Source organism: Shewanella sp. 10N.286.48.B5 (assembly GCF_002874355.2).
Classification (GTDB): Bacteria; Pseudomonadota; Gammaproteobacteria; order Enterobacterales; family Shewanellaceae; genus Shewanella.
On record NZ_MCVG02000003.1, the window covers coordinates 286,466 to 313,126 of the forward strand.

The 26,661-nt window shown below is 41.9% G+C and carries 28 protein-coding genes; 15 read left to right on the forward strand and 13 right to left on the reverse strand.

The window, feature by feature from the left end; translation table 11 throughout:
* Positions 1-57 precede the first annotated feature (57 nt).
* Positions 58-762, reverse strand: coding sequence for a histidine utilization repressor (gene hutC, locus BCU57_RS18225; protein ID WP_102435927.1), 705 nt, complete (start codon positions 760-762; stop codon positions 58-60).
* 121 nt (positions 763-883) lie between these two features.
* Here hutC and hutI point away from each other — a divergent pair, with 121 nt between their 5' ends.
* On the forward strand, positions 884-2,128 hold the full coding sequence (gene hutI, locus BCU57_RS18230) for an imidazolonepropionase (RefSeq protein ID WP_102435925.1): 1,245 nt from the start codon (positions 884-886) through the stop codon (positions 2,126-2,128).
* 170 nt (positions 2,129-2,298) lie between these two features.
* Here hutI and BCU57_RS18235 read toward each other — a convergent pair whose 3' ends face one another.
* The 4 genes from BCU57_RS18235 to BCU57_RS18250 all read right to left on the reverse strand — a co-directional run bounded on the left by BCU57_RS18235 (position 2,299) and on the right by BCU57_RS18250 (position 6,764).
* Positions 2,299-3,681, reverse strand: a complete 1,383-nt coding sequence (locus BCU57_RS18235; RefSeq protein WP_413201665.1) for a tetrathionate reductase family octaheme c-type cytochrome — start codon at positions 3,679-3,681, stop codon at positions 2,299-2,301.
* Between the two features lie 47 nt (positions 3,682-3,728).
* Positions 3,729-5,456, reverse strand: a complete 1,728-nt coding sequence (locus BCU57_RS18240; protein WP_102435921.1) for a DUF3373 domain-containing protein — start codon at positions 5,454-5,456, stop codon at positions 3,729-3,731.
* A 186-nt stretch (positions 5,457-5,642) separates the two neighbouring features.
* Positions 5,643-5,966, reverse strand: a complete 324-nt coding sequence (locus BCU57_RS18245) for a c-type cytochrome (RefSeq protein ID WP_372000418.1) — start codon at positions 5,964-5,966, stop codon at positions 5,643-5,645.
* Positions 5,967-6,314: 348 nt separating this feature from the next.
* Positions 6,315-6,764, reverse strand: a complete 450-nt coding sequence (locus tag BCU57_RS18250; protein ID WP_102435917.1) for a dCMP deaminase family protein — start codon at positions 6,762-6,764, stop codon at positions 6,315-6,317.
* A 260-nt stretch (positions 6,765-7,024) separates the two neighbouring features.
* Between BCU57_RS18250 and mtnC the strand changes: the two genes are divergently transcribed.
* Positions 7,025-7,705: an acireductone synthase gene (gene mtnC, locus BCU57_RS18255; protein ID WP_076541452.1), complete on the forward strand. Its 681-nt coding sequence runs from the start codon at positions 7,025-7,027 to the stop codon at positions 7,703-7,705.
* A 103-nt stretch (positions 7,706-7,808) separates the two neighbouring features.
* On the opposite strand, the gene BCU57_RS18260 is transcribed toward mtnC, so the two are convergent.
* A complete protein-coding gene (locus BCU57_RS18260) occupies positions 7,809-9,077 on the reverse strand; it encodes a hypothetical protein (protein ID WP_102435915.1) in 1,269 nt (422 codons plus the stop codon).
* Positions 9,078-9,225: 148 nt separating this feature from the next.
* Here BCU57_RS18260 and BCU57_RS18265 point away from each other — a divergent pair, with 148 nt between their 5' ends.
* Positions 9,226-9,651, forward strand: coding sequence for an acyl-CoA thioesterase (locus BCU57_RS18265; protein WP_102435913.1), 426 nt, complete (start codon positions 9,226-9,228; stop codon positions 9,649-9,651).
* A 13-nt stretch (positions 9,652-9,664) separates the two neighbouring features.
* Here the strand turns inward: BCU57_RS18265 and BCU57_RS18270 are convergent, their stop codons facing one another.
* From BCU57_RS18270 to BCU57_RS18280, 3 genes are all read right to left on the reverse strand, one after another.
* Positions 9,665-10,075 (reverse strand): acyl-CoA thioesterase, encoded by a 411-nt coding sequence (locus BCU57_RS18270; RefSeq protein ID WP_102435911.1) that lies wholly within the window; start codon positions 10,073-10,075, stop codon positions 9,665-9,667.
* Positions 10,076-10,271: 196 nt separating this feature from the next.
* Positions 10,272-12,065 carry an AMP-dependent synthetase/ligase gene (locus BCU57_RS18275; RefSeq protein WP_102435909.1) on the reverse strand — a complete coding sequence of 598 codons (1,794 nt, stop codon included), beginning with the start codon at positions 12,063-12,065 and terminating at the stop codon, positions 10,272-10,274.
* Between the two features lie 118 nt (positions 12,066-12,183).
* Complete coding sequence (locus BCU57_RS18280) at positions 12,184-12,318, reverse strand: hypothetical protein (RefSeq protein WP_277869076.1); 135 nt, start codon at positions 12,316-12,318, stop codon at positions 12,184-12,186.
* A gap of 663 nt (positions 12,319-12,981) precedes the next feature.
* Between BCU57_RS18280 and BCU57_RS18285 the strand changes: the two genes are divergently transcribed.
* Genes BCU57_RS18285 through BCU57_RS18300 form a run of 4 tightly spaced genes read left to right on the forward strand, consistent with a single transcriptional unit; the run spans position 12,982 to position 16,524 of the window.
* Entirely contained in the window at positions 12,982-14,532 is a 1,551-nt protein-coding gene (locus BCU57_RS18285) for an alpha/beta hydrolase (RefSeq protein WP_241903445.1), read from the forward strand.
* A gap of 2 nt (positions 14,533-14,534) precedes the next feature.
* Positions 14,535-15,269 (forward strand): ATP-binding cassette domain-containing protein, encoded by a 735-nt coding sequence (locus BCU57_RS18290; protein ID WP_102435907.1) that lies wholly within the window; start codon positions 14,535-14,537, stop codon positions 15,267-15,269.
* A complete protein-coding gene (locus tag BCU57_RS18295; protein WP_277869075.1) occupies positions 15,269-15,391 on the forward strand; it encodes a hypothetical protein in 123 nt (40 codons plus the stop codon). The genes BCU57_RS18290 and BCU57_RS18295 overlap by 1 nt, the downstream gene beginning before the upstream one ends.
* A complete protein-coding gene (locus tag BCU57_RS18300; protein WP_102435905.1) occupies positions 15,391-16,524 on the forward strand; it encodes an ABC transporter permease in 1,134 nt (377 codons plus the stop codon). The genes BCU57_RS18295 and BCU57_RS18300 overlap by 1 nt, the downstream gene beginning before the upstream one ends.
* Before the next feature lie 164 nt (positions 16,525-16,688).
* Here the strand turns inward: BCU57_RS18300 and BCU57_RS18305 are convergent, their stop codons facing one another.
* Positions 16,689-17,693, reverse strand: coding sequence for a GlxA family transcriptional regulator (locus BCU57_RS18305; protein WP_102435903.1), 1,005 nt, complete (start codon positions 17,691-17,693; stop codon positions 16,689-16,691).
* 164 nt (positions 17,694-17,857) lie between these two features.
* On the opposite strand from BCU57_RS18305, the gene BCU57_RS18310 reads away from it, so the two are divergent.
* Complete coding sequence (locus BCU57_RS18310) at positions 17,858-18,037, forward strand: hypothetical protein (RefSeq protein WP_102435901.1); 180 nt, start codon at positions 17,858-17,860, stop codon at positions 18,035-18,037.
* Positions 18,038-18,109: 72 nt separating this feature from the next.
* Here BCU57_RS18310 and mog read toward each other — a convergent pair whose 3' ends face one another.
* Both mog and BCU57_RS18320 read right to left on the reverse strand, forming a co-directional pair.
* Complete coding sequence (gene mog, locus BCU57_RS18315) at positions 18,110-18,643, reverse strand: molybdopterin adenylyltransferase (protein ID WP_102435899.1); 534 nt, start codon at positions 18,641-18,643, stop codon at positions 18,110-18,112.
* A 110-nt stretch (positions 18,644-18,753) separates the two neighbouring features.
* Positions 18,754-19,338, reverse strand: a complete 585-nt coding sequence (locus tag BCU57_RS18320; protein ID WP_102435897.1) for a C40 family peptidase — start codon at positions 19,336-19,338, stop codon at positions 18,754-18,756.
* A gap of 250 nt (positions 19,339-19,588) precedes the next feature.
* On the opposite strand from BCU57_RS18320, the gene BCU57_RS18325 reads away from it, so the two are divergent.
* Positions 19,589-20,575 carry a LysR family transcriptional regulator gene (locus BCU57_RS18325; RefSeq protein WP_102435895.1) on the forward strand — a complete coding sequence of 329 codons (987 nt, stop codon included), beginning with the start codon at positions 19,589-19,591 and terminating at the stop codon, positions 20,573-20,575.
* A gap of 102 nt (positions 20,576-20,677) precedes the next feature.
* Here BCU57_RS18325 and BCU57_RS18330 read toward each other — a convergent pair whose 3' ends face one another.
* Positions 20,678-21,643 (reverse strand): LysR family transcriptional regulator, encoded by a 966-nt coding sequence (locus tag BCU57_RS18330; RefSeq protein WP_102435893.1) that lies wholly within the window; start codon positions 21,641-21,643, stop codon positions 20,678-20,680.
* A 524-nt stretch (positions 21,644-22,167) separates the two neighbouring features.
* Between BCU57_RS18330 and BCU57_RS18335 the strand changes: the two genes are divergently transcribed.
* The 6 genes from BCU57_RS18335 to BCU57_RS18360 all read left to right on the forward strand — a co-directional run bounded on the left by BCU57_RS18335 (position 22,168) and on the right by BCU57_RS18360 (position 26,565).
* Complete coding sequence (locus BCU57_RS18335; protein WP_102435357.1) at positions 22,168-22,665, forward strand: DUF2726 domain-containing protein; 498 nt, start codon at positions 22,168-22,170, stop codon at positions 22,663-22,665.
* An 84-nt stretch (positions 22,666-22,749) separates the two neighbouring features.
* A complete protein-coding gene (locus tag BCU57_RS18340) occupies positions 22,750-23,223 on the forward strand; it encodes a nitrite reductase (RefSeq protein ID WP_102435359.1) in 474 nt (157 codons plus the stop codon).
* A gap of 16 nt (positions 23,224-23,239) precedes the next feature.
* On the forward strand, positions 23,240-23,929 hold the full coding sequence (locus BCU57_RS18345) for a 4Fe-4S dicluster domain-containing protein (RefSeq protein WP_102435361.1): 690 nt from the start codon (positions 23,240-23,242) through the stop codon (positions 23,927-23,929).
* Complete coding sequence (nrfD, locus tag BCU57_RS18350; protein WP_102435364.1) at positions 23,926-24,867, forward strand: cytochrome c nitrite reductase subunit NrfD; 942 nt, start codon at positions 23,926-23,928, stop codon at positions 24,865-24,867. Before BCU57_RS18345 ends, nrfD begins: the two co-directional genes overlap by 4 nt.
* Positions 24,868-24,887: 20 nt before the next feature.
* Entirely contained in the window at positions 24,888-25,178 is a 291-nt protein-coding gene (locus tag BCU57_RS18355; RefSeq protein WP_102435366.1) for a cytochrome c3 family protein, read from the forward strand.
* Between the two features lie 284 nt (positions 25,179-25,462).
* Positions 25,463-26,565, forward strand: a protein-coding gene (locus tag BCU57_RS18360; protein ID WP_102435368.1) for an IS3 family transposase whose coding sequence is annotated in 2 segments (ribosomal slippage) — positions 25,463-25,727 and positions 25,727-26,565 — 1,104 coding nt in all. Because the reading frame shifts where the segments join, the coding sequence is not laid out codon by codon here.
* Positions 26,566-26,661 lie beyond the last annotated feature (96 nt).

Genomic DNA, 26,661 nt, shown 5'->3' on the forward strand with positions numbered 1-26,661 from the left:
GTCAGCTTGATGTCTAATATTTTTAGGTTTTTTTAATGATGTTCTGTTTAGAAGCAGTTAACTGTTAAAGGTTAAATGGCCCCCTAAACTAAATTTACTGCCGGGGTGAACCAAGCGCGCAAAGCTCACCACGCCTTTGCGTGACCAAGTGCGACGCAAAATTTGTAAGCAAGGCTCTGTTGGCTCAATATTTAATAATTGCTGCATTTGCTCGCTGGCAATAATGGCTTCGATGCGATGACGGGCTTCGGTTAAAGGTGCCACCTTGGATAAATATTCATGGGGGGTTAATTGGGTAAAGTCTTGCAGTAAGTAGTCAGGCACTAATTCTGGATTCACAAAGCGCTCTTCGACCTGTAATGGCGCATCTTGCTCGCAGTGCAGCAATACCGAGTAATACACAAGGTCGCCAATTTCTAATCCTAAGGCCACCGCAACGGGTCTTGTGGCAGCAATTTGGGTTAACTTAAGCTGCTTAACACTGTAGCCATGACCACGGTCTTTAATTTCATCGGCAATGTTTCGAATGGCCAATAATGATGACTGCGATTTAATCCCCGCCACAAAAGTACCAATACCTTGAGTGCGCTCTAACACCCCAGCCTCCACCAGCTCAGTCAATGCTCTTCTTGCTGTCATGCGACTACAAGAAAACAACTCAGCAAGTTGATTTTCTGATGGCACTTGATCATTTTCTTGCCACTCACCCGCTTCGATACGAGCCAGAATGGATTGCTTTATTTGTGCAAATTTAGCCAACACGGATTTCGCCCAGCCCTTGATGTGATTAAAAATCTACCAACAACCTTACCTTGTATATACAAGTTAAAACAAGTACTGTTTTGTGATAAAGTCTAAAAAATGAGTATTTTCAGGAGCGGTTATGTCGTGGGATCATGTGTGGATTGATGTCAATATTGCAACAATGGATCCAAGCAGTTCAGTCGCTTATGGCGCAATAACCGATGCCGCCATTGCAGTAAAAGACGGTAAAATTGCTTGGATGGGCCCGCGTAAAGAAATGCCTGAATTTGATGTATTTGAAATGCCCATCTATCGCGGCAAAGGCGGCTGGATCACCCCAGGGCTGATTGATGCCCACACCCATTTAATTTTTGCTGGCAATCGCGCTAACGAATTTGAAATGCGCCTCAAAGGCGCCAGCTATGAAGATATCGCCCGCGCTGGCGGTGGGATTATTTCAACCGTAAAAGCGTGTCGTGAAGCTGACGAAGCCGAGCTATTTGAACTTGGCAGACAAAGATTAAACGCCTTAGCCAAAGAAGGCGTCACCACGGTCGAGATTAAATCAGGCTATGGTTTGGATACCCAAACCGAAGTCAAAATCCTTAAAGTGGCCCGCGAACTTGGCCGTAATCATCATGTTGATGTTAAAACCACTTTCTTAGGCGCTCATGCGATACCTGAGGAATATAAAGACACTGCAAACAGCACCGCACGAAGTGATGCCTATATTGATATGGTGATTAACGACATGCTGCCTGCGGTTATCGAGCAAAACCTTGCCGATGCAGTGGATGTTTTTTGTGAAAACATTGCCTTTAACCTTGAGCAAACCGAGCGAGTATTAACCGCCGCCAAACAGGCCGGTTTAGATATCAAACTCCACGCTGAGCAATTATCTAACTTAGGCGGCTCCGCTATGGCGGCAAGAATGGGGGCTAAATCAGTCGATCATATTGAATACCTTGATGAAGCAGGGGTTATCGCGCTCAGTGAACATGGTACCTGCGCAACCTTGTTACCCGGCGCGTATTACTTTTTACGTGAAACCCAAATGCCGCCAATAGATCTGTTACGCAAACATAATGTACCTATGGTGGTCGCCAGTGACTTTAATCCGGGCTCATCGCCTATTTGCTCAACCTTATTAATGCTCAACATGGCCTGCACCTTATTTAAGCTGACTCCAGAGGAAGCCTTAAAAGGCGTGACCATTAATGCCGCCAAAGCTTTAGGTATTGAAGCCAATGTCGGCAGTTTAGCCGCCGGCATGACAGCTGATTTCTGCTTATGGGATATCAGCACTCCAGCGCAACTGGCCTACTCTTATGGGGTGAATCCTTGTAAGGATGTGGTTAAAAACGGCGTGTTAGTGCATCAATAAAGCCTTGCTTTAACTTGCGACTATTGAGTCAGCTCAATCTCGACCCGCCGCGAGTATTTCCTTTGACTCAAGCGTAACAACAAAAAAGTGCTTAACCTTTTCGGGCTAAGCACTTTTTAATCACTGCAAACAAGGTTCAAATCTAAACGATTTTGATTAAACCAATAACCTTAATCAGTTGGGTGACGTTTGCCCTTTTTATTCTTCATTGGGTCGCCGTCATAACCTAATGCTTGCCAATCAAGGCGCTGACCTTTGTTATGGCAATCGCTACATTGTAGGGCTTGCTCTTTAGGTGAAACCATGTGATTGATACGCCACCACATTTCAGTTTCCACAAAGCCATGTTCACCGCTATAACTGAGGCCTTTTTCTTTCATGGTGGTATTAGCTTCCATGCCAAGTTTTGATGCTAAGTCCCAATCGAACTTGTCCCAATAGCCATTTTTACCAAACACTTTAGGGGTAATTAAAATATTCAATTTGCTGTCGAATATCTGTTTACCAGTATGGACTTTAAACGGGTAGATTTTGGCTTTGCTGTCATTGATATCACCCAAAGGATAAGTGAGTTTTATCACCTGAGCTGGATCAATTTTATCACCCGCCATATAGGCATCAGCTTTACCGTTAAACCAAGCATATTGCGGCGGCACCATTTTTTGCCATTCAAAACTCCCTTTCTTATTCATAAAGGTTTTTTTGCCGTTTTTGTCTTTGGTTTCAGTTAACTCTTGCCCTGCTGTTGACCAGTCCCAGCGCATTTTTGTTGGCTCATTACGAGCAAAAAATGGGATGTGACAGGTTTGACAGGCGACCGCAGCAGTATGAGTATTAAGCTTTTTATTGTCATGGGGCGCACTGTCATGGCAGTTTTCACAACCAATGGGGTTTTCTCCCCCCGGTGACACGCCCATGGCATTGCCAGAGATTTGATGACTTGCAGTGGTATGACAGGTTTGGCATTGGAAGTCATTGCCGTCAGTGTCCATATGCACATCGGTATCTTTTTCAGGATATGACATGGAAGAGTCTAAATCCCCATGCTTCACCGCGTCACCACCGCCACCATAAAAATGGCAAGTACCGCAGTTATCTCGAACCGGTTGGCCGACATTTTGTGCTACCCGCTCAAGATTCACTTTCGCCATCGCTTCACCCGCGCCTGCAGGCTCTTTGATATAAGTTCCTGTGGTGTCATGGCACACTAAACAATCCACTTTAGTCATATCAGTAAAGTCAAAGCTGTTGTCTTTCCAGCCATAACCCGCATGACAACTGGTGCAGCGCGGCTCGTTACCACTAATGGAGACACAAAAATTATTGATACTATTTTTTTTACCGCGCTTCACAGTGCGGCCTGGTAATTCTTGCTCTAACTCCCAAGTCCAATGGGAAGATTTCATAAACTCTTTCGCATGGTCTTCATGGCATTCAATACATTGCTCAGTGACGTCAGAGCCTTGGGTAAACGGCCCCTCAATCACTTCTTTATGATCAAATTCTGCATAGGCCATCTGACTGCAAAAGGCTAATGCGACTACTAATTTCATGGTTTTCATATAGCACTCCTAGCCCCTGCCACGCAGGGGCACCATGTTTAGAAATTAACTGTTAATGATGCATTTACATCATAAGCAGTATCAACAACAGGCAACATGGAATAGGCAGAGCCTGCAATCACATCATCAATTTTTTGCGGTGCGCCCACTGGAGTGCCACTACCGGTATATTCATAGTCGTAATACAGCCCTGCGACCTTGATAAACATTTTAGGATTGATATCAAAGATGTAATAGGCTTCAGCAACATGGCCACGAGTCGCTAATTTGCTGCCAATTGGGTCATCTTGAGCTTGGGTGAACGGCGTCCAGAATTCAGAGCCATAGTTATATTCAAGGCCAAATTTACCCATTGGTGCAGGCATTTGGAAACCAACATAAATACCATAGCCGTCTTTTGTTGAGGCATCATCAGCAACCGTTGGCATCATAATGATTTCAGTACCGGTGCTGTTAAGCTGCGCTTCAAAAACGGCATCAGATAACATGCCACCAAACATACCGCTGTTGCCATTTGGCTCAGCGCGAGTCCAGCCTAATGAAGCAAAGGCTTTAAAGTCTTCATCACTTTCATAGGCATAACCCAAACCACCTAAGTACATATCACCAATCACGCCACTGGGTTGTACGCGGGTGACAAAGTTAAAGTTGTCGAACTTTTGCATATCTTGATACATGGTTGGCGCAAATATACCTGCCAACTGAGTTGGAAATGCCATGGTGCCTTTGAAGCCATCATTAACATCTTTGGCGCCAAATAAGGTTAACTGTAAGAAGTGGTTACCATCGTTAATGGCATCAATATTAAAGCCGCCTAAATGGGTATCTTTGGTGACGATATCGCCAAACATTTCGCCATTGCCCCACTGAGACTCAAAACCTTGGCCATAGCAAAAGCGCACCACTTGGCCATCAATACCAGTAATTTCACCGAGTTTGTAACCTAAAGTGGCGCCGTCAAAGTTAAAGTTAACTAAATGACCAGATGGGGTACCGCCACGCATTTCGTTTTCACGGTAATGGCTTGGAGGGCCATAAGTTGACGGACGTCGTCCAATAGACAGGTAAGTTTGGCTACCGCCGATATTACGCCAGTCAAAATAGGCTCTTTCAACTCTTAGCCAATCACCACTGGTATTACCGCTACTGGTGCCATCCATAGTAAAAGAGCGCCATGAGTCAAATACTTGAGTTCCCGTTGAATCACCCCAGTTTTTATACATAGATAATCGACCCGCAAAGCTGACGTTATCCCACACTTTAGCTTTCATATTTAAGCGTAAACGAGTGGTATAAAGTAAGTCATTGTCGATGTCTTGAACTGTTTTAGGCGCGAGTACATAGGGCATAACACCTTGTAATTGGCCACTTTGAAATGCTTGAGCTAAAGCAGGATTGGTCGCCATCATTTGCCCAAGTGGTGAGTCAGCGCTAGTAGGGTCGCCAAATGCTCCTGACATGGCTTTGGCGCCAAAATCTGAAAAATTAACATTAATGGCAGGATTCCAAGTCACATCTTGATAGTGCAATGAATGCACTTTGGTTCTAAAGTCACCTGTGATAGTTAATCTATCTAAGGCGCTATGGCGCTCAGTTTTATCCACCCGTGAATTAAGATCGTCAAGCTCTTCGGTTATTTCGGTTAATTGCTGTTTTAGCTCTGCCATTTTTTGAGCATCATCATTGGCTGATGACGGTGCTGCGGCCATGGCCGCACCACTAAACGCTAATGCATTGGCAACGAGTATTGATATTAAGGTACGCATAATTTGGCTTCCTTTTATTTTGCCTAAACCATCCAAATACATAGGTTTAGGCTAAATTTTGGCTGCAGAAATCCCTGAGCGATAAACTCAATTTTTCTGCTTTTTATCTGGATTAACTGATGGTGTTGCTGGCTTATTCTGACTTTTGCATTAAGTCTAAGCCGCCATCAGGACGCACGATTTCCGCTAGCCGCAGGTTTGTGGCTGATCAGAGTCCGCTGCGTGGTCATATAAAAACTGCTGAATATCTTTCAGATCTTTTTCTGATAGGGCTTTGAATACTTCAGGCTTAGCCTTATGTTGATCGCGCTTGAAAAATCTGTCCCACTGGCTCATGGTTTTTGCCATTGGGGTTAACTCAGGGCCTTCGGTGCCGACACTATGGCAAGCTTTACATTGTTTTTTATACAGATGTTTACCCTTTTTAGGGTTGCCGCCATCAGCTGCAAAACTGCCGCCAATCATGCACATTGCCACTAAGGCTACTGTCATCGCTATTTTTTTGTTCATCATTACTACCTCATCAATTTTTCTTTAGTTCTTTTTATCAATCAAGACAAACCAAATCTTTAATGCCTTGTTAAAGATGTTACTCAAAATAGGTAGGCATTAATTTGACCTTGATCATATTCATGAGATAAATCTAATTGATAAAAATATAATTGAATAAAATCTAATTGAGCGAGTAATAACAATACTGATTTTTATACTTTTTAAGTATTAGTAAGTTGTGAAAAACTTAGCTAGGGGTGAATGAGTACAGCAGTGAAATAAAATGACGCAAACTATAACCCGAAAATCAACCACAAAAAAAGTCGCCAATAAGGCGACTTCTTCAGCGTATTAGTTACAGTAAGGTTAATCGTCGCTAAGTTCGTTTATCGGTAACCAGTTCACTTTAACCCCAGCTTGTAAAAACATATCTTGGCTAATTTTAATCTTGTCGCCCCAGCGAGACAAAAAGTCTGTGCTTTGCTCAGGGCAGAACACCCCGGTTATCCCGGTTTGGATAATCTTGGCAGCACAGTTAGGGCAAGGAAAATGGGTCACCCAAATATCACAACCATCTAAATCTCGCTTAGCAAATAAAATGGCATTTTCTTCCGCATGCAGGGTTTTAAGTAGCTTCATATCACGGTCATCGGTTTCTGCACTGTCAGAAATACCATGGGGATAACCATTAAAGCCAACAGACACTATACGGTTATGCTTGGTGATCACCGCGCCCACTTGGGTAGAGGGATCTTTACTCCAAGAGCCTACCAGTTCTGCCATTTGGAAAAATCGTTTTGCCCATTTTGAGATCATAGTAATAGCCTTTTAAGGTGATGATGTTTTTAGCTAAGTAACTGAATTCATCATACCTAATGTTGTTAACATTCTCACCTTTTCTACAGTAAGATTGTTGAATATTGGCTGTTTTCATCTGCGTAGCTAGCAAAAATATAAATACTGCCGACTGATTTGTGCGTTACTGCGCCACAAGTTGTTATTTGGACTAGCCAATAGCCCCAATAAAGCTTAGGATCTTCAGCAGGCAAACTTAAGGATTGGAGTACATATTCATTATGGGTATTAGAGCGATTATCGTAGATACAGCGGGCACCACCACTGATCTAGATTTTATTCAAGATGTACTATTTCCTTATTCAAAAAAGGCTATGGGTGATTTTCTAGCGCAAAATCAACATAACCCGCTAGTTGAATACTGTATCAGTGATGTACGCGACTTAGCATTAGAAGCAGACGCTTCAATTGAACGCGTTACTGAAATCCTCTCTCAATGGATTGATGAAGACCGCAAAGCTACGCCATTAAAAACCTTACAAGGGTTAATTTGGAAGCAAGGTTATGCCGCTAACGAGTTTACAGGCCATATCTATCCAGATTTTATTGATGCCATGCCAGGCTTAGAAGCGAGCAATATTCGTCTTTATAGCTTTTCGTCAGGCTCTGCTGAAGCGCAAAAACTATTATTTAGCCACAGCGATGCGGGTGATTTAACCCCTAAATTTAGTGGCCATTTTGATACCCGTACCGGTAACAAATTAGATAAGCAGGCCTACTGCAATATCTTAAATACCATCAGCTTGAGCCCTAAGCAGGTATTGTTTATCTCTGATGTGGTAGAAGAGCTAAAAGCCGCTGAAGCAGCAGGTCTACATACCCGCCATATGGTGCGTTTTGAAAACCAAAAAACGGCTAAGTTTGCGCAAATCAAAAGCTTTGCTGAGTTAACCATTGATTAAGCATGATTAACGACCATAAAAAACGACCTTGATGGTCGTTTTTTATGGCTTACGTCTTACAAAATAAGCTATCTAAAACCAGCCTTCAAATTTGCAAAACCACTTATTGGGCCGAATAATAAGACGCTGGAAACGCAGGAGAAACACACTGCTTAACTGTAAATGTGTAGCCGTATTTACCTTTCTCTTTATCAGCGCTAATCTCTAAAATTTCATAGTCATTAAGCTCAACCACTTTACTGTCTTTAATGTGCTCACAACGAGAAAATTGGTCAGCCTCAAAATAATACACAAAGCCTGCTACCATGCTTCTTACCAACACTCGGTAAGCTTCACGCACTAAGTCATAACGGCGCTCAGTATTTTCATCGCTAAAGTTAATATTAAATGAATCAGCGGCCTCAATATCTTCGGTTGATTCTCCGGTAATATCTTCAATCAGCTGCTTAGTCTTTTCAAATTCAACTTCTTCAAAGCCAACTTGTTCAGGTGTTGATTGTTCAGAGGTAGGCTCTGCTAAATCTGCAGTAATATCCGCTGGCGCTAAATTACCCTGGTTAATTTCAGCGATAGAATTACCCGTCATATCTTTAACCAGCTGTTCAAGCTCTTGGGGGATTTTCTCTTCAGCGATTGGCTTTGCAGGAATTGGCTCTTGCGTTGTAGGCTCTGGCGCTTTAACAACATTTCTTCCCTGCACACTGGCTTCTTCTTTTAATAAGCTCGCCATTCTGGCCTTGGGGTCAATGCTATCAAAACTGTGTTCAAAATCTCCCAGCAGCAAGATATTGGTCAGCACGATATAAGCCAGGATCACCCGTAACAAAATAGTCCGTTTACGGTAATGCTCGCTGTTGGTAAAGCTAATCGCTTTCACACCAACCAATTTAAAAAATGGTCGAAATACAAAATATAGTGGGATAGCAAACTGAAGCAGCATTAAAGCGATGCCACTGATCACCACAAACCACACAGGCATATACAGCAGCACCACTAAATTGTGGGTATAAGCTAAGTGCTGAGCCGAAATACCGGTGACTTCATTCACCACGGTACCAGCCCATACTAGTGAAAAGTTAGCTATCACCGCATAAAATAATAATAAAAAGGCTTTGCCGGCCAAACTATGCCAGGTTTTAGTAAATAGTGGCCAAAACTCGACCATCATCGCAATCATGGCAATGATAGCCACTAAGGTGAAACCATCAAAAACCAGCATCAGCAGAAACGCAATAAAGTATAGCTTTTGCGCCACGGTGAGCTTGCCGATAACGGTTTTAAAGTAGGTGAGAATAGCGCCTGGCAAGGCGCGCCAACTATTTATGGGTTCGCTGATTAGCTGCTGCAAGCGAGCATAGTTTAAGGATTTCAAGTTCTGCGCGTTCCCTAGCAATGACATCATTATTAATCATCAAAGCATATTGGCAAATCGATAGCAAAGAATTAGCCGAGGTTGTTGAATTTGTTAGCGACTGATATGCTGCACAAAATTCAAACAAACGTTTAAATAAAGTGGTGTTATGGAACAGTTTATCGCGCAAGACTCAATTATTACTGAAATCCCTGTGGCATGGGGAGAAATGGATGCTCTTAATCACGTCAATAATGCGGTGTATTTTCGCTATTTTGAAACCGCAAGAATTGATTTTTTCAGTCAAATAAACATGATGGATGAATTGAAAAAAACCTCGGTGGGCCCAGTGCTTAGTGAAACTCAAGCGAAATTTAAGCGCCCAGTGACCTTTCCTGACACGCTACTGGTTGGCATCACTATCAGCGATATTAAACAAGACCGCTTTATGATGCATTACCGTGTTTTTAGTAAAGCCCAACAAGCGATTACCACTACAGGCAGCGCAAAAGTGGTGATGTTTAACTTTAAAACTGGCCAAAAAGCCACTCTGACTGCTGAATTATTAGCAGCATTAGAGCAGCATGGCGAATAGCTTATAAGCTAGATTACTCTGCAGGGCCAGTTAGTTGCGCTAGTTGGCTTTTTACTGCATCAGTTAACGGCTTACTCTTTTCTGCTTGATAATCGTAATGCACCATAGTGGTTTTGGCCTCTGCTGTTTGACAACCATTTTGCCAACAGCTTTGGGCTATCTCAAAACTGCTATTACCCACTCGGCTCACGTAGGTTTTTACCGTTACTTCAGCGCCATAAAAAGTCGGAGCGTTAAAGGCTATCGTAAAACCAGCAATAATCATGTTCCACTTCGACAAATCTTGGCCGGGATTCACAATCTCAAAAATCGGATCACGCGCCGCTTCAAACCACACTGGGATCACTGTGTTATTGATATGGCCTAAAGCATCGGTTTCGCAAAAGCGTGGAGTAAGGTTCATGGTAAATTGAGTATCAGACACAGGTAAGTCCTTTTATTATTATTGTTTTTAAGCTGTTATAACCAGCGGATTTAAACTCGGCAGCCGATAGCTTAAGCGACCTTCGTGTTTGAGTCACCTATAAATAATGGCCACAAAAAAAGGGAGCTATCAGCTCCCTTTTGAAATAAATGTAAACCAGTAACTTATTCGTACTGCCGTACTGATTTAATCCGTACTAGCGAGCGTACATCGCATTAATTTCACGGTCATATTTAGTATAAATATTCTTACGACGCAACTTCATGGTTGGGGTGATTAACCCTGACTCAGTCGAGAATGCTTCCGGCAGTAAAGTAAATTTTTTGATTTTTTCAAAGCCTGCTAATTCGTGTTGCAGCTCTTTTAAACTCTGTTCAAAGTGCTCAATCACATATGAGTTTCGCAGTAGCTCAAGTGGCGATTCATAGCTAATTCCTTTCTCTTTAGCCCAAGCATCTAAAGACTCAAAAGCAGGAACAATCAAGGCGGACACATAGTTGCGCGCATCTGCGACAATAGCCACTTGCTCGATGAACGGACAACAGCTGACCTTACCTTCAACCCGTTGCGGCGCAATATACTTACCGTTTGAGGTTTTCATTAACTCTTTAATGCGATCGGTAATATATAAGTTACCTTCAGCATCTAGCATGCCGGCATCACCGGTTTTTAACCAACCCTCTTCAAAAGCTTCTGCGGTATCTTGTGGGCGATTATAATAACCACGCATTACCGTCTCACCGCGAATGAGAATTTCGTTGTTGTCGCCAATTTTAACTTCCATTGCATGTAATGGCTTGCCGTTTGACCCCGATACTCGGTTATCTAAGGTATTACAGGTTACTGTAGCGCAGGTTTCTGTCATGCCGTAACCACATAAAATAGGTACGCCAATGCTATGGAAAAAACCGCCGACATTAACATCTAACGCAGCGCCGCCAACAGGCATAAACTTAAGGCGTCCACCCAATACGTTTTGCAATTTACTAAAGACTAATTTGTTAGCCAATTTCCACTGCGTAGATAAAGCAAAACTGGCACGTTTACGGCCTTGGCTTACTTCAAACTGACGCGCACCCACGCCGATTGCCCAGTTAAACAGCTTTTGACGGATTGCCGGGGCGCTATTCACCTTGTCATGAACTGCGCTATACACTTTTTCTAAAAAGCGTGGCACCACACATAAAGTATGCGGCCTAACTGCAGCAATGGCTTCTTTAACGCGGTTAGTGTCATTTAAGTAAACATTATGACCACCGCGGCAAAGTACGTAGAAAGTCCAACCACGCTCAAATACATGGCTTAATGGTAAAAAGGCTAACGATACATCACCTGATTTAAAGGCGATTTCAGCATCATGTTGCTCAACCATTGATGCGATATTACGGTAATCCAGCATCACACCTTTTGGGTCACCTGTGGTGCCTGAGGTATAAATAAGGGTCAGTAAATCATCAAGGCTGGTTTGTGATAAACGAGACTCTAGCTCGGTTGCACTTGCTGGCGAGGTCTCAGAAATTAATAAGTCATCAAAATGAAAATGCTCATCTGATACTAATGCGACTTGACTGTCGAATACAATCACGTGCTCAACACTTGGGCATTGAGCTTGAATTTTACGAGCGGTGACATACTGGCTTTCATCACCAGCAAAAATAACTTTAGCGCGAGCATCGTTAACGATAAACACCGCTTGTTCCATTGTACTTGTTGGGTATACAGGTACGACAACAGTACGGGCTTTTAATGCGCCGATATCAGCACAGCTCCACTGGGGGCTGTTTTGCGCCACAATGACAACTTTGTCCTGGGCTTTTAGTCCAAAGTCGATCAACAGTTGTGCGACTTTGTTGGTAATAGTATCAAACTGGCTCCAAGAAACTTTGTTCCATGGAGCGGCCATCTCAAATCCTTCGAGGGCGATTTTATCTTTTAATGCTTGGCTTTGCTGCTGTAGCAGTCTTACTAAGTGAAATTTTTCAAGAGACATTACTAACCACCTTTAAGCTTACAAGTGTTCCGCTTTTGGGGCATTCTACTGCAAGCTCTCAGGAAAAATAAGAGTTTTTAGTCTAAATTAAGCGCAATTCACAGTTTTAGGGCGATTATTACATTTGCGTAACAGGGTTTTCCCATAACTTGTCTTTGCTGATAACCAGCAAAATAGCCATTAACACCAGTAACTCGATGTCACCGCAATAATATATTGGCTCAATTTCGCCCTGCTCTGGTAACGACACCATGACACTCGCTAACCATACAAGCTGTATGAGTATGATAATTAGCGACTGGCTGTGGTTTACTATATTGACCAACTTATCTAACAACTGTCATCGGACAATGTAGCCTTACAACTTGTGATATTGTGGATCTAAAGCGACTGCCAGCAAAAAAGTAACCTCATTATTCGCGTTATAGTTATTAACAAGCGCTGTTGAGGCTTACAAAATGACCCGCTAAATCCTGTTTCGCGCTAAAATTTGGCAATACAAATACACTTGAGGTACATAGACAATACTGGACACGTGTTCGATAAATTAGTGAACACACCGCCAGTAGCTAACAGGTGATTAAGTCATAATGCTCAAATAACCTTAATTGACAGCTTCATAGTGAGCTTATAAATAAGTACACTCTAAGTAATTGACAGCAATGTTATTTAGAATCAATTTAAGAATTTACAACATGACTGCTATCGCAGTGCGAGTTAAAGCTACAAGTTAGAGATTTTCAGCATTTATTAAAGCTAAAAATTGCCGTCGGATTAACTGTGAGGTCCTTTGCCAGCCTCCTTAACGACGGTCGCACTTAAGCAAGCAGTCATGATTTATCCATAATCATCATGAAATGCAAAAAGGAAAGATGTCATGAACATCAACCAACTAATGTCACAAGGAGAGTCAGACATGGTTAACCAACCAATAAAGGTGGGCAGCAAAAAGCGTTCGTCTTTATTACTTTCGGCGCTAAGCATCAGTATTGGTCTAAGCGTTGCTATGAGCATCTGTAGCTTGGGGCTTAGTAGCGCCGCTTTGGCTGATGCTAGTCAAAACAAGATTGCAGTAAGTAACAGCGACATCTTATCTAGCTGCTACCTCGATGGTTTATCAGAGCAAATGCAATGTGGCTCACTTGAGCTTGCTGAAAACCCAGCCAAACCTGATGGCAAACAAATTGCGGTTCATTACGCAGTATTGCCAGCCATCAAGCCCAGCTTTAAAAAACAAGCCATGCTCGCCATTGCAGGCGGCCCCGGTCAGTCAGCCATTGAAAATGCCGCGGGCTTTGATCGCATGTTAGCCAAAGTACGCCAAGATAGGGATATATTACTGATAGATCAGCGCGGCACGGGCCAATCAAACCTGCTGGCTTGTGATGATGACACCATGTCGGCGCTATCTTTTAATGATGACGATATTGATATCACCAAAGACACCCAAGAATGCCTTGATAACCTTGATGCCGATGTCAGCCAATATGGCAGCTTAACTGCACTAACCGATTTTGAAGCCGTGCGTCAGCATTTAGGTTATGAAAAACTGCACCTTTATGGTGTATCTTACGGTACCCGCATGGCGCAGCTTTATATGCGTGAATACCCGCAAGCCATAGCCACAGTAACCTTAGATGGCGTTGTGCCAATGCAGCAAAGTGTTATCGCCATTGGCAGCGCTATTGACCGTGGCTATGATTTATTATTTAAAGATTGCCAGCAAAACGCCCAATGTCAGCAGCAGTTCCCTGAGTTGAAGCAAGAGTTTGAAACAGTAGACTCAGCCCTAGCTAAAGCGCCTATTATTACCCAAACTCGCGACCCACAAACCGATGAGATAGCCAGCTTTACCCTCACTCGCGGTAAATATAATGGCGCTATCAGAATGGCGTTATATATGCCCAATATTCGCGCTTTAATCCCTCATGCTATTCATCAAGCGGCATTAGGGAATTACCAACCAATACTTGGTATTTACACCCTGACAGCTGATAGCACAGGTATCGCCATGGGCATGCACGCTTCTGTCGTGTGTGGTGAAGATATTCACCGCATTACCGATGATATACGCCAGCAAGCGCAAAACTCTTATATGAGTAGAACCATGCTCGAAGGCTTAGAAGCGACCTGTAACGTGTGGGCAATTCCTGCGGTAGATGACAGCTTTAGTGACGCCATTGAAAGTGATATTCCAACGCTTTTATTATCAGGTGAGTTAGATCCAGCAACACCGCCAAGCTGGGGCGATATGGCCACTGAAAAATTGACTAATGCGAAGCATTTTACCTCTATGTATGCGACCCACGGCGTGGCCTATCAAAGCTGTGGGAATGAGTTAATCGCCGATTTAGTCAAGTCAGGTTCAATTGACGGTATCGATGCTGAATGCCTTGAACAAGACACCCGCCGCAGCTTTTACCTCAATGCCAATACTGTTGAAACCATTCCAGCAGGGGAAGAATAATCATGATTACCGTATCTAATCTCTCGAAGAAAATTGGTGACGTACAAGCGTTAGACAACTTAAGTTTCAGTGCCCATGACGGCCATATTACTGGCCTACTTGGCCCCAATGGCGCAGGTAAAACCACCTGTCTGCGCACAGTATTTGGCTTACTCGCTGCCGATGAAGGTCATGCTGAAATCGACGGTATTGATGTCGCCAAAGAGCCCACTAAAGCCAAAGCCCAGTTAGGCTTATTTCCTGATCCATTTGGCCTCTATGAGCGTTTATCTCCTAGAGAATATATCAGTTATTTTGCCCAACTTAGCGGCATGTCAAAAGCTGATGCTAAGCAAGCAACCACTAATGTGATTGCACAGCTTAAGCTAGAAGATATTGCCGATAGACGTTGTAAGGGGTTTTCCCAAGGTCAGCGGATGAAAACAGCATTAGCCCAGGCCATAGTCCACCAGCCAACTAATATTATTTTGGATGAGCCAACCCGTGGTTTGGATGTGATGAGTACCCGCTTACTGCGTGACATTCTAATCGAGCTTAAAGAAGCCGGTCATTGTGTGTTGTTCTCAAGCCATGTGATGCAAGAAGTCGCCGCGCTGTGTGACCAAGTGATTGTGATGGCCGACGGTAAGGTTGTTGCCACTGGTAGCCCTGCCGAGTTATGCCAGCAAACAGGCGAAGACTCATTAGAAGAAGCCTTTATAAAACTGATTGGAACTGACGAAGGGATCGCAGCCTAATGAAAACCATATTAGCCATAATTGAAAAAGAACTTATCCCGTTCAAAAGTAAAATGCAGCCAGCAAATAACCCCGCATTGATCAATCTTGATTTCAATACTGACAAAGGAATGCCAGCCTAATGAAAACAGTGATAGCTATGGTTCAAAAAGAACTGATTGATGCAATGCGTGACAAGCGTTCGGTGATGGCGGGATTATATTACGCCATTGGTACACCTATTTTAATGTGCGGCATGTTTATGGTGCTTATTGGTCAGCTTTCAAGCCCTGAAGATCTCAACATTAAAATCAGCAATGCTGACAATGCCCCTGACTTAGTGCGCTTTTTAAATAATCGCGGTATTACCCATACTGATGATAACGACACCAAAGAAATAGAGCTGCTCATCAGTGCTGACTACGCCGCACAAATGGCGGCAGCTAAACCTGCTGAAGTAACCTTAATTGCAGATAACTCTAATGAAAAGCTACAAAAATCAATTCGTAGAGTTGAGCTACAGTTGCAAGCTTACAGCAGTGAAATGGGCAGTTTACGCTTAATTGCACGCGGAATTAATCCAGCGGTTGTACAGCCAGTTAAAGTTGTTGTAGAAGATCAGGCTACACCTGACTCTAAAGGCGGCTTTATTCTCGGCATTGCGATTTTCACCATGATTTATTCGGTGTTTATCTCTGGCATGAACTTGGCCATTGATACCAGTGCCGGTGAACGCGAGCGTAATTCATTGGCATTGTTACTCAGCCACCCTATTAGTACCCGTCAGTTAGTGCTGGGCAAAATTATCGCAGTTACTTGCTTTGCCTTGCTGGGGTTAATCTTGATTTTAATCGTCTCTAAATTCGCTTATACCTTTGTGCCTTGGCAGCAGCTGGGCTTTAGCGTCACTATTTCGCCTGACTTTATGGGACTGATGCTATTTATCGGCATTCCACTCGCCATCATGGCGGCAACACTGCAACTGTTTGTGTCTTTCATGGCCAAAAGCTTTAAAGAGGCGCAGTCTTATCTGACTATGGTGTTATTTGTGCCGCTGGCATTATCCATGGCCGCCAGTTATAACATTGCTCCAGATGTACTTGAGTGGCTTCCGGTTTCAGGCCAGCAGCAAGCGTTAATGGCGTTTATTAAAGGCCGTGAAGTGCCTATGTTGCAGCTGTTAGTTTCATCAGCTGCCACCATAGTGATTTCAATCGCCCTTGCACTAGGGTTAGAGCGACTACTTAAAAGTGAAAAAGTGGTCTTTGGATTGTAATGCCTGTTAATTAATCATTTGAACATGACTGGCTCAAGTAACATCGAGCCAGTCATGTTCAATCATCTACAAGGAGTTTGCTCGAAACAGGCGATGAACTTAAGCAGCTGATTAATTGACTGTCATTGTCATAGACTTCGTCATCATGAATAACCAGATTAAAGTTACCAACGGATATTAATATTAAATTTTTGCCTGTATGCCCTAGGGCTTAAGCTGGTGAGTTGAATAAACAGCTTTCTAAATGAACTGACATCCTCATAGCCGACCCGCTGAACAATGTGCTCAATGGCAAGATCGGTAGTTTCCAGTAAGCGTTTCGCCTCATCCACACGTAAGCGCTGCATATAACTGGCTGGGGTTTCATTAACCGCTTTTTTAAAGCGTCTGATTAAGGTGCGTTTACCCACAGCAAATTTATCGGCAATGTCATCCAATGACCAATGCTGGCTCAAATCCACCTGCATCCATAACTGCACCTTTTGGATCAGCTCATCATTATGTTGCTCAGGATTAATCGACATGGTCATAAAGGGCTGTTGAGAGCGATTGGGGTCAATCAATAATATCTTCGACATCTGTTGCGCCAGCTCTTCACCAGCCAGCATTGATACCAAATGCAGTGCCAAACTTAAATTAGAGGTGGTCGCCCCTGCAGTGTGAAACTGACCATCAGACACAATGAATGTATCCATACTCAAATCAACTTCTTTAAAGTTGCGCTCAAACATTTCCCTTAGCCACCACACCGTCGTGGCTCGCCTTTGGTTAAGTAGCCCCGATGCCGCTAGCAATAGTGTCCCAGAACAATAAGCCGCTAACGGTTTTTCACTTTCCACAAAGGTGGCTAGCGGCGCAAACAATGGCTCAAAATCGGTTAACAGCGCTTGAAATTCCTGCCGATTGGTCACAAAAGAGGCTGCCAAAATAACCGCATCAGCTTGCAAAATATCTTCAGGATGCTCAAAGCCTTTGGCAGGAATTTCGAATCCTTGGGTGGTTTTAACGTTTTCGCCATCACTGGAAATGACCTGACAATGGAATAAGTCTTCAGTCACCTCGGCATGCATCCGCCGCCAATAACTATTACAGAAACTGAACACATCGAGAAAACTGACTAAACCACCTGCGACAACATTACCCGCAGCAAGAATGTAAATCCTTTTCATGATAAACCCCAAACAATGTCACTATCGACCCTGATTTTGTCAATAATGACACTTACGAACGGATTGTCTAGTTTTTATACTGATAGAGGTAAGTTTAAAGCTGGTCATTGAGGAGCTCAGCCAGTAACAACTTAGTGAATGAAATACCCAGTAAGGAAACTACAATGAAAAAGTACATACCACATATCGCACTCAGCATTGGCTATTTATTAATAAGCTGGGGATTACTATTTTGGCTAAACTTTAGTACTGAACCCGATATATTTGCCCACCTTGTTGCCATACCAAGTTTGGTGTTATTTACTGGTTACAGTGCCAATTTAATCCTCCGAAAAGGGGCTTAAATGCCAGATTACAAACATAAAAACCAGCCGCGGCTGGTTTTTATTCATCGCTATAACAAACTTCTCAGCTCATTATTTAGCTTTCGGTCTAAATGGCTTAATTACCGCTTCATCACATTCTAAGAATGGGCCATCCATTAAATCAATACAGTAAGGGATCGCTGGGAACACTGCATCTAAGCATTCACGAATTGACTTAGGCTTGCCTGGTAAATTAACAATCAGTGAATCACCGCGTAAACCTGCTGTTTGACGAGACAAAATAGCCGTTGGTACAAACTTTAATGACTCAGCGCGCATTAGCTCACCAAAGCCTGGCATCATGCGATCACACACCGCTTCTGTGGCTTCAGGGGTCACATCACGCTTAGCAGGGCCGGTACCACCAGTGGTCACAATCAAACTGCAATTTTGCTCATCGGCCATTTTTATCAAGGTGGCTTCAATCACATCTGTCTCATCAGGGATAACTTTATAAACAGGTTCCCATTCAGAGGTTAAGTACTCATTTAGTACAGCAATGATGGCCTTACCTGATAAATCTTCGTATACACCTGCACTCGCACGATCACTTACAGTAACAATACCGATTTTAGCTTTAGTCATGACTGGGTCCTTAAACTTGATCACATAAACAATAACGACTTAGATGAGGCTAAAATAACATAATTTATCTGCCATAGCGGAGAGATTGATCAACAGATAGCGAAACGGTGTTAAATACGACTAGCAAACCAGTATCGCGGTTTCCAATAAACATTATCCATACTGGAAATAATCACCCCTTTTTTGGTCGATACATGTAAAAAGCGATTACCAGACAAATACACCCCAACATGACGTCCACTGCCCGTGGTTTTAAAAAACACTAAATCACCACTTTGTAAGTCACTTTTAGCAATGCGAATACCTAAGCTTGTTTGACCTTGCACAGTTCTTGGAATACTGGGCCCCACGAGATCTTGATAAGCCACATACACCAAACCAGAACAATCTAAGCCTTTTTTGGTTAATCCGCCTAATCGATATGGTGTACCCTGCCACTGCTGGTGAAATTGCAGTAAACGAGCTTCATTCCATCGTTGAGCATCAGTCATTACGCTATACCCATCGACAGCTATGCCATTGCCAGCAGTTTGCTCAATACGTGCAGCACAACCACTAATGACAAGTGCAATAAACGCAATAAGGATTTTTTTGTACAAAGTCACCTCTGTGATGTATTCCGCTACTAACTCGCCATTATCTAGGAAACTATCAATACTTTTACGCTTTATCTGCGTATTGGGAATGGTTTTCATTAATTAAAGCCCCCTGTGACCAACAAGGCAGATAAAAGTTTAGCATCTTAAACCTCAACGTCACCAAACCAGAACAAACCAACAACAAGCACCTCAAATTAATGCAGTATCTAACTGAATATAATGAGAAATAGATCGTACAAACCCAAAAACATACCCCTATTTAGGTATTTGTGTGATTTAAGCACACTTTAGCAACTACATATTATGCTAACTTACTCATCCAGACTGGCTCACTTGGTAAAAAACTATGCAAAAACAACTGTCAAGACTAGATTATTTTACGTTAAAAGTGCTGATCGGTTTATTCGAATTTAAAAATGGCAGCATAGTGGCAGAGAAACTCAATAGCACTCAGCCTAAGATAAGCCGAGCGCTAAGCAACATGCGTGAAGTTATCCATGATGAACTGTTTATCAGAAAGCAATATGGCTTACAGCCCAACGCCATGGCCTCGCGCCTATACCCTTTAGCTAAAAATATAATTGCAGCTTATGACCAAATGGCGGTTGTAGCCAACACGCAACCAGAGCAACACAAAGTGCTTCATATTGCTGCACCAGAACAGATGTCATCATTCATTTTTAAATCCATTGAGCAAGTCAGTAAGAGCCTTAATATAAGCTTAACCGTCGACATTAACCCTTGGACTGAAAATGTAGAACAGTTGATTGTTCAAGGAAAGCTAGACTATGCCATTTCGTCTCGCGAGTTTATGCACGAGAATGTCATAAACAACAAGTTGGGTGATATTGAATTTAGGTTTCTGGCGGTCAAGAAGGGCCATCCAATATTGCAAAAGCCAATTAGCCTTGAAACGATATTAGACTACCGTCTAATCTTCATTAATAACGCCCCGATTGCAGAACTAACCACATTAGTAGATCTTTGCAGTAAAACGGTCAACAAAAAAGCGAATATTAGCTTGATCACTTCCAGTTTACTCATGGCCTTTGAACGAGCAGCCCACTCCGAGGATATTTGTTCTGCACCATCAGTATTTCCCTATGAACTCGCTAAGAAGCGAGATGATATTGAATTAATCGATATTACAGAATTCTATAATGAAAATTTAAAACACGTAGAAGAAATTCTACATCCAAAGCACTTTCTACAATATCATGATGCCCATGATAAAAACTTTACGACACTATTATCAGATTCAATGACAATTCATTTAAAAAGTGCACAGGATAGTTATAAAAAAATAAAACAAAGCCAATTATTAAATATATAATTTCAAAAAGTGCAATCCACACTTCTATCATTCAATACATAAATATATAAAAAGGCCACTATTAATCTAGTGGCCTTTTTATATTTACGATTACATATACCTTTAATGTAATGCGGAGTGGACTAACCCTTGAATTTTTTCTGATAGCCAGTGAAAATTAGCTTCATGATTATTCTTTTTATAAACCATATATAAGGTTGGAGCTTCGACTTCCATATACAGCCTTTCCGATTCAACTTCTGCTATCCGACAAGCATGCAAGCCAGGTGTTGTATTAATCATGTTATATATAGAGCTATAAGGCAGCAGTGCAACGGCGTTAGTTTGTCTTAGGTATTCGAATAAGCTAGAAACACCATTTAAATCCATTTCAGTATTTAGCGGTATTTGTTTGCGGGAGCAATATTCTTGAAACCCACTCATTTTTTGCTCTGCATCACCGACATTACTATTAACGTAAGGGTATTTGGCAATTGACTCTAAAGTAATTTCTTCTTTTAGAATTGGATGTTTATCATCACAAATCAAAAAAAGCTTATTCAATTTCATCAAAGGTAAAACAGCAAGGTTATCATCAATTTTTTCTAATTTATCTAATGCTTTACTGCAACATATTCCAATATCGATGTCACCAGACACAATACTATCAAGAGAAGACTTATTCCAAGCAGAAATATTAAAGTTAACATCTTTACCTGCATCTCTAATAGATGTTAATAACATCTTAGGGAATGGAAATGACACTAAATCAGGTGCGACAATTTCAAAGTTATGAACATTATCAGCAACAGCCTCACCATGTAGCTGTTGTAGGCTATTAGAGCATTCTAAGATCTGCTTCGCAATGGGATAAACCTTTCCTGCGAACTCGTTAGGTACTAGGCCATACTTCTTGCGTATAAATAGCTCATTACCAAAAATTTCACGAGCATGTTTAAGGCAACGGCTTATCTTGGGCGCTGGTACATTCAATTTATTCGATACATATGTCGCAGATTTGTTTTCATAGAGGTTCACTAGAATATTAATGCTTAATAAATCTAGGTCACTATAGCTAATATCTCTCATCTAAATACCTCCCAATGATAAGTTCAATTTCATAATACCAAATTTATATTTATGTTTGTTGTTTTATTTTAATTGTTTTTTTGAAAATGTTGACCAAGTCACTTATTTGGATATACAGATAATGAATAGCAATTATGTAAACATTGAAATACTCACAACTGGGATCACCAATTATTAATAAAAAATTATAAAACAACAAAAGTCAAAACGTAAAATCTAGGCTACATAAGGGCTCCCGACAATTAAACACACTTTAAAAATATCACTTTAAAATTATAGAATACACACATTTCAACAATTAAAATATTTGATTCAAATATTCAAAAAATGAAATTGGGAAAGTGAATATTCAAATTTATAAATTGCGAATAATAATAAACAGCTGCAAGTTAGATATTTAAATACAAAAATAACCATCTCATTATTAAATTGATTTAAATCAATGTTTATAAAGCTGAAGAACGAAATACTGGCTCTGCGTTAAAAATATAAATTTAATAATCAATGAAAGTTTGGAGGCGTTTATGAACACATCAGTCATATTAAGCTATGCTTTTGTCTACTTTGTATTGTTCTTGGTTGTCCCTTTTGTTTTAGTGACATTTACTATGACCTGCATAAAGTTTTTCAAAACAAGCCATGTAAAGAATGTGGGAGTTAATATTAAATTAAACCCAGATAGAATTGCGAATAAGCCAGTTGGCATTTTCAATAAACTAAATACAATAGTTAAGGGTAAGTACAACATCTTATACGGCACAACAATGGATAGCATCGTTGATATCGGCAATACTGACAAGCCAGAAGATGCTCACCAGCATTTACAGCACTGTCACCTCGACTATGTCGTTGTCGATGAGCAATCTTCAGTGAAATTGGTGATTACCGATCCACAGCACAACACACCTGAAAATAATGAGTTTATCGACCAGTCATTAGCAGAAGTTGGCATTAAAGTAATTCACCTTGCGAGTAACCAACAATGTGATGAAACCTTAATCCGGAACTCTCTCGCAGCATAACTCTATCGAGTGCTGAAGAATTTTTTCAGCACTCCAATCCTTAACAAGATCCAACTGTATCACTGAATTATGTGAGGGCTCATTATGTCCAGAATTTCAAGAATCACCCTTCCCCTGCTGACCTCCATTTTGATGGTGGTACTCAGCTTTACTGCACCCATTGCTAAAGCTGACACCCCAGAGTTTAAAATGAATCAAAACCGTCAATGCATCATGTGTCACAAGAAAAACGGCAACATGTATGGCATGCATGCTAATGACGCATTAGGCCAGACCTGCCAGGACTGTCATGGTGAAAAAGGCAGACATCCTCGTGGCGAGTCAGAGCTCATCGGTTTTGGCGAAAACTCACCAGCCTCAGCAGAGCAACAAACAGCGGCTTGTATGGCGTGTCACGGTCAAGAAGAACTTGCCGAAGCTGATTGGACCCACAATGTCCACTCAGACAAAGTGAACTGCGCAGACTGCCATCAGCTACATCCAGAAGTTGATCCCGTTATTGGTCAAACAGAGACCGTTCGCATTAAGTCATGCGTGAGCTGTCATGAAAGCCAGTAATCAGGAGGATAAAACAATGAAAAAAGAAAGAAGACTATTTTTAAAAGGTGCATGTTTAGCAGCGGTTGGTGTTGCAGGCGCATCAGGTCTTAGCATCGCACAGTCTAGAAGTCAGCAAGGTAGTGACGAAACAAACTGTAAATATGCGCTGATCCATGATGAAAACAAATGTATTGGTTGTGACGCCTGCTCCGTCGCTTGCCGTGAAGCTAATGATGTACCAGAAGGTGTAAGCCGTTTAGATATTGAACGTGAAGGCCCTTATGGAGAATACCCAAATCAATTCTATCGCTTTACCCGAAAATCTTGTCAGCAATGTGAAGGTAAGCCTTGTGTCAACGTTTGCCCAACGGGTTCAGCTTACTATGACCCTAAAACAGGTATTGTGAGTGTTGATGAATGGAAGTGTGTGGGTTGCTTATATTGCATCGCCGCCTGTCCATATCAAATTCGCTTTATTAACCCTGTGACTAAAGCCGCTGACAAATGTGATTTCTGTAAAGAGACCCGTTTAAAAGAAGGCAGACAGCCAGCATGTGTTGAAGCCTGTCCAACAAAAGCACTAACCTTTGGCGACCTTAAAGATCCCCACTCACAAGTGGTTGAAGTGCTTAAGACCACGCCTAACTATCGCAGTAAAACAGAACTAGGCACTCGCCCTAAAGTGTTCCGTATTGCGTCGCAAGAGGGAGAAATCAAATTATGAGCCCATTTCACTTTGACAGTTTGGTTTGGCCCTGGCCAATTGCCATTTACTTATTTCTAGCAGGTATTTCAGCCGGTGCGATTTGTTTTGCAGTGTTATTAAAGCACTTCAAGTTAGGTAAAGATGCCTATAAATCAAGCTTCGTAAAAGCGGCCTGTCTCATTGCGCCTTTAGCCGTATGGGGTGGCTTAGGGATCTTGGTTATCGATTTAACCAAGCCGTTCGACTTTTGGAAAATTTTAGTATTTTACAATCCGACATCGATAATGTCAGTGGGTGTAGCAGTACTCATGGTTTATCAGGTGGCATTGTTTGCATGGTTAGCATGTTTGTTCAAAGAGCCGATTCTGAAGTGGTGTGATAACCGCTGGCCTATCGTTGAAAAAGTACTGAACTACTTAATGAAGTTAGAAGCAACCATTACAGGGTTACTCGTTATCCTTGCATTGTCACTGGGTGCTTACACAGGGTTCTTATTGTCAGCACTCACCACGTTCCCAATGCTGAATAACCCAGTATTACCAATGTTGTTCTTAATCTCGGGTATTTCATCTGGTGCTGCAGGCACTTTGCTTGGCGGTTTATTGATGAAAGGGAATCCTGATGGTAAAGAAGTGCACTTTATCCATAACATTGAAATTCCGTTAATTTTGCTTGAATTAGCACTGCTATTTACTTTCTTTGTTGGCCTTATCCTAACCGGTGGTCAAAGCCAGGTAGCTGCACTTAATGCCATTGGTGAAGGTTTCTGGGGCTGGGTGTTCTGGGGAGGTATTGTCGTCGTCGGGTTAGCAATGCCATTGGCGTTTAACTTATTCATGACCGCATCAGCCAAACGTAAATTCTCATATGTGGCTATCACAGCAAGTTGCAGCCTATTCGGTGTGCTGTTACTGCGTAATTTCATTCTTTATACCGGTCAAATGACCGTTGCTTAATCAATATGTAGGAGTAAACCATGCTTAAAGTTTTAGGATTGACCATTTTACTGAGTTTTTCTGGTACAGCATTTGCGGCGTCAATCGCAGACACCCATACAGATATGGCCGGATGCGAGGCTTGTCACATGGACGGTGAGCCATCAGCAGATATGGCTTATGAGAATCAAACTTGTATTGATTGTCATGGCGGTTTAGACAGCATTGAAGGTGTAATTCATCAGCAACACGATGGTATTTTGGACTGTGGTACTTGTCATATCACTCACGAAGTGGCTGACCCAAATGACACCTGTGCAGACTGCCACTAGAGCGCAGTAAACAAAAGCATGGAAGATATAATTAGCCTTTGAAGGGCTGTGAAATCGAAGAAATGGCATTCTGCCATTTCATCGAATCCACAAGGAGGTCATTGGGCAGGATGCCACTTTTTAGATAACTATACTTTGCATTAACTTGCACCCAACCTCCAAATGGGTTCGCCACCTTTAACAAGGTGGCTTTTTTAGGGGTAATTTGATGCTGTAACCCTCCCTTAAAATCAGAATGTTTTAAATAGAGTTTTCCATTTACACTAAACCAAATGGAGAATCACATGAAAAAGACACGTTTTACTGAAAGCCAAATTATCAATATCCTCAAAGAAGGTGAGTCAGGCGCACTCACTGTGCCTGAGTTATGCCGCAAACATAATGTTGGTCAAAGTACCTATTACAAATGGAAATCGAAATACGGTGGGATGCAAGCCTCTGATTTAACCCGTATGCGTGAATTAGAAGCTGAAAATGCCAAGCTTAAAAAGATGTTTGCAGATGTCAGTTTGCAAAACATGGCACTTAAAGACATTGTTGAAAAAAAGCTATAAAGCCAGCAGAGCGGAAGGTGTTAGCCCACTATGCCATTAATGAATTTGGCCTAGGTGTTGTGTTGGCTTGTGATGCGCTAAGTATTAGTCGTTGCACATTTTATTACCAACTCAAGCGTATCGATGATAATGACATCATTGAGGCCGTATCAGGCATTGCAGAGAAACATAGGGCTTATGGTTTTCGAAAGATATTTAAACGACTACGGCTCCTAGGGCATCAATGGGATCATAAACGTGTGTATCGCGTTTATTGTGGTTTAAAACTTAACTTACGACGTAAAGGCAAAAAACGTTTACCCTCACGTGAGCCAGAGCCACTAGCCGTTCCTGTAAAGGCAAATGAATGCTGGTCAATGGATTTTATGAACGACAACTTGTTTTCAGGAAAGTCGTTCAGAACTTTTAATGTGATTGATGACTATCATCGTGAAGCTTTATCGATAGAAGTGGACTCAAGCTTACCTGCTCAACGGGTAATACGTGTACTGGATAGAATCGCAGCCTATCGCGGTTACCCTAAGCGTTTAAGGCAAGATAATGGGCCTGAGTTTATCTCACATGCACTTGAGATATGGGCTGAACAACACGGTATTAAGTTAGACTTTATTAAGCCAGGTAAGCCCACTCAAAATGCGTTTATTGAACGATTTAACCGAACTTATCGAAATGAAGTATTGGACTGTTATTTGTTCAACAGCTTGACTGAAGTAAGGGAAATCACGGACAGTTGGCTTGAAGAATATAATTATGATCGGCCCCATGAATCACTAAACGATCTACCGCCCAAGCTATATGAGCGGTTAAATAAAGAAAACTCTCTTAAAATATGATCGATATAAGGGAGGGTTACACAATCAATCACATAGATTGTTTCAAAGCAATTTTCACAAAAAGATTGTCTTCGTTGAGTTCAAATAGTCTTCGTT

Coding starts and splice junctions, on each gene's coding strand:
- hutI (WP_102435925.1), top strand. CDS start 884: ATGTCGTGGGATCATGTGTGGATTGATGTCAATATTGCAACAATGGAT.
- BCU57_RS18235 (WP_413201665.1), bottom strand. CDS start 3,681: ATGAAATTAGTAGTCGCATTAGCCTTTTGCAGTCAGATGGCCTATGCA.
- BCU57_RS18240 (WP_102435921.1), bottom strand. CDS start 5,456: ATGCGTACCTTAATATCAATACTCGTTGCCAATGCATTAGCGTTTAGT.
- BCU57_RS18245 (WP_372000418.1), bottom strand. CDS start 5,966: ATGAACAAAAAAATAGCGATGACAGTAGCCTTAGTGGCAATGTGCATG.
- BCU57_RS18250 (WP_102435917.1), bottom strand. CDS start 6,764: ATGATCTCAAAATGGGCAAAACGATTTTTCCAAATGGCAGAACTGGTA.
- mtnC (WP_076541452.1), top strand. CDS start 7,025: ATGGGTATTAGAGCGATTATCGTAGATACAGCGGGCACCACCACTGAT.
- BCU57_RS18265 (WP_102435913.1), top strand. CDS start 9,226: ATGGAACAGTTTATCGCGCAAGACTCAATTATTACTGAAATCCCTGTG.
- BCU57_RS18275 (WP_102435909.1), bottom strand. CDS start 12,065: ATGTCTCTTGAAAAATTTCACTTAGTAAGACTGCTACAGCAGCAAAGC.
- BCU57_RS18280 (WP_277869076.1), bottom strand. CDS start 12,318: ATGGTGTCGTTACCAGAGCAGGGCGAAATTGAGCCAATATATTATTGC.
- BCU57_RS18285 (WP_241903445.1), top strand. CDS start 12,982: ATGGTTAACCAACCAATAAAGGTGGGCAGCAAAAAGCGTTCGTCTTTA.
- BCU57_RS18290 (WP_102435907.1), top strand. CDS start 14,535: ATGATTACCGTATCTAATCTCTCGAAGAAAATTGGTGACGTACAAGCG.
- BCU57_RS18295 (WP_277869075.1), top strand. CDS start 15,269: ATGAAAACCATATTAGCCATAATTGAAAAAGAACTTATCCCGTTCAAA.
- BCU57_RS18300 (WP_102435905.1), top strand. CDS start 15,391: ATGAAAACAGTGATAGCTATGGTTCAAAAAGAACTGATTGATGCAATG.
- BCU57_RS18305 (WP_102435903.1), bottom strand. CDS start 17,693: ATGAAAAGGATTTACATTCTTGCTGCGGGTAATGTTGTCGCAGGTGGT.
- BCU57_RS18310 (WP_102435901.1), top strand. CDS start 17,858: ATGAAAAAGTACATACCACATATCGCACTCAGCATTGGCTATTTATTA.
- mog (WP_102435899.1), bottom strand. CDS start 18,643: ATGACTAAAGCTAAAATCGGTATTGTTACTGTAAGTGATCGTGCGAGT.
- BCU57_RS18320 (WP_102435897.1), bottom strand. CDS start 19,338: ATGAAAACCATTCCCAATACGCAGATAAAGCGTAAAAGTATTGATAGT.
- BCU57_RS18325 (WP_102435895.1), top strand. CDS start 19,589: ATGCAAAAACAACTGTCAAGACTAGATTATTTTACGTTAAAAGTGCTG.
- BCU57_RS18330 (WP_102435893.1), bottom strand. CDS start 21,643: ATGAGAGATATTAGCTATAGTGACCTAGATTTATTAAGCATTAATATT.
- BCU57_RS18335 (WP_102435357.1), top strand. CDS start 22,168: ATGAACACATCAGTCATATTAAGCTATGCTTTTGTCTACTTTGTATTG.
- BCU57_RS18340 (WP_102435359.1), top strand. CDS start 22,750: ATGTCCAGAATTTCAAGAATCACCCTTCCCCTGCTGACCTCCATTTTG.
- BCU57_RS18345 (WP_102435361.1), top strand. CDS start 23,240: ATGAAAAAAGAAAGAAGACTATTTTTAAAAGGTGCATGTTTAGCAGCG.
- nrfD (WP_102435364.1), top strand. CDS start 23,926: ATGAGCCCATTTCACTTTGACAGTTTGGTTTGGCCCTGGCCAATTGCC.
- BCU57_RS18355 (WP_102435366.1), top strand. CDS start 24,888: ATGCTTAAAGTTTTAGGATTGACCATTTTACTGAGTTTTTCTGGTACA.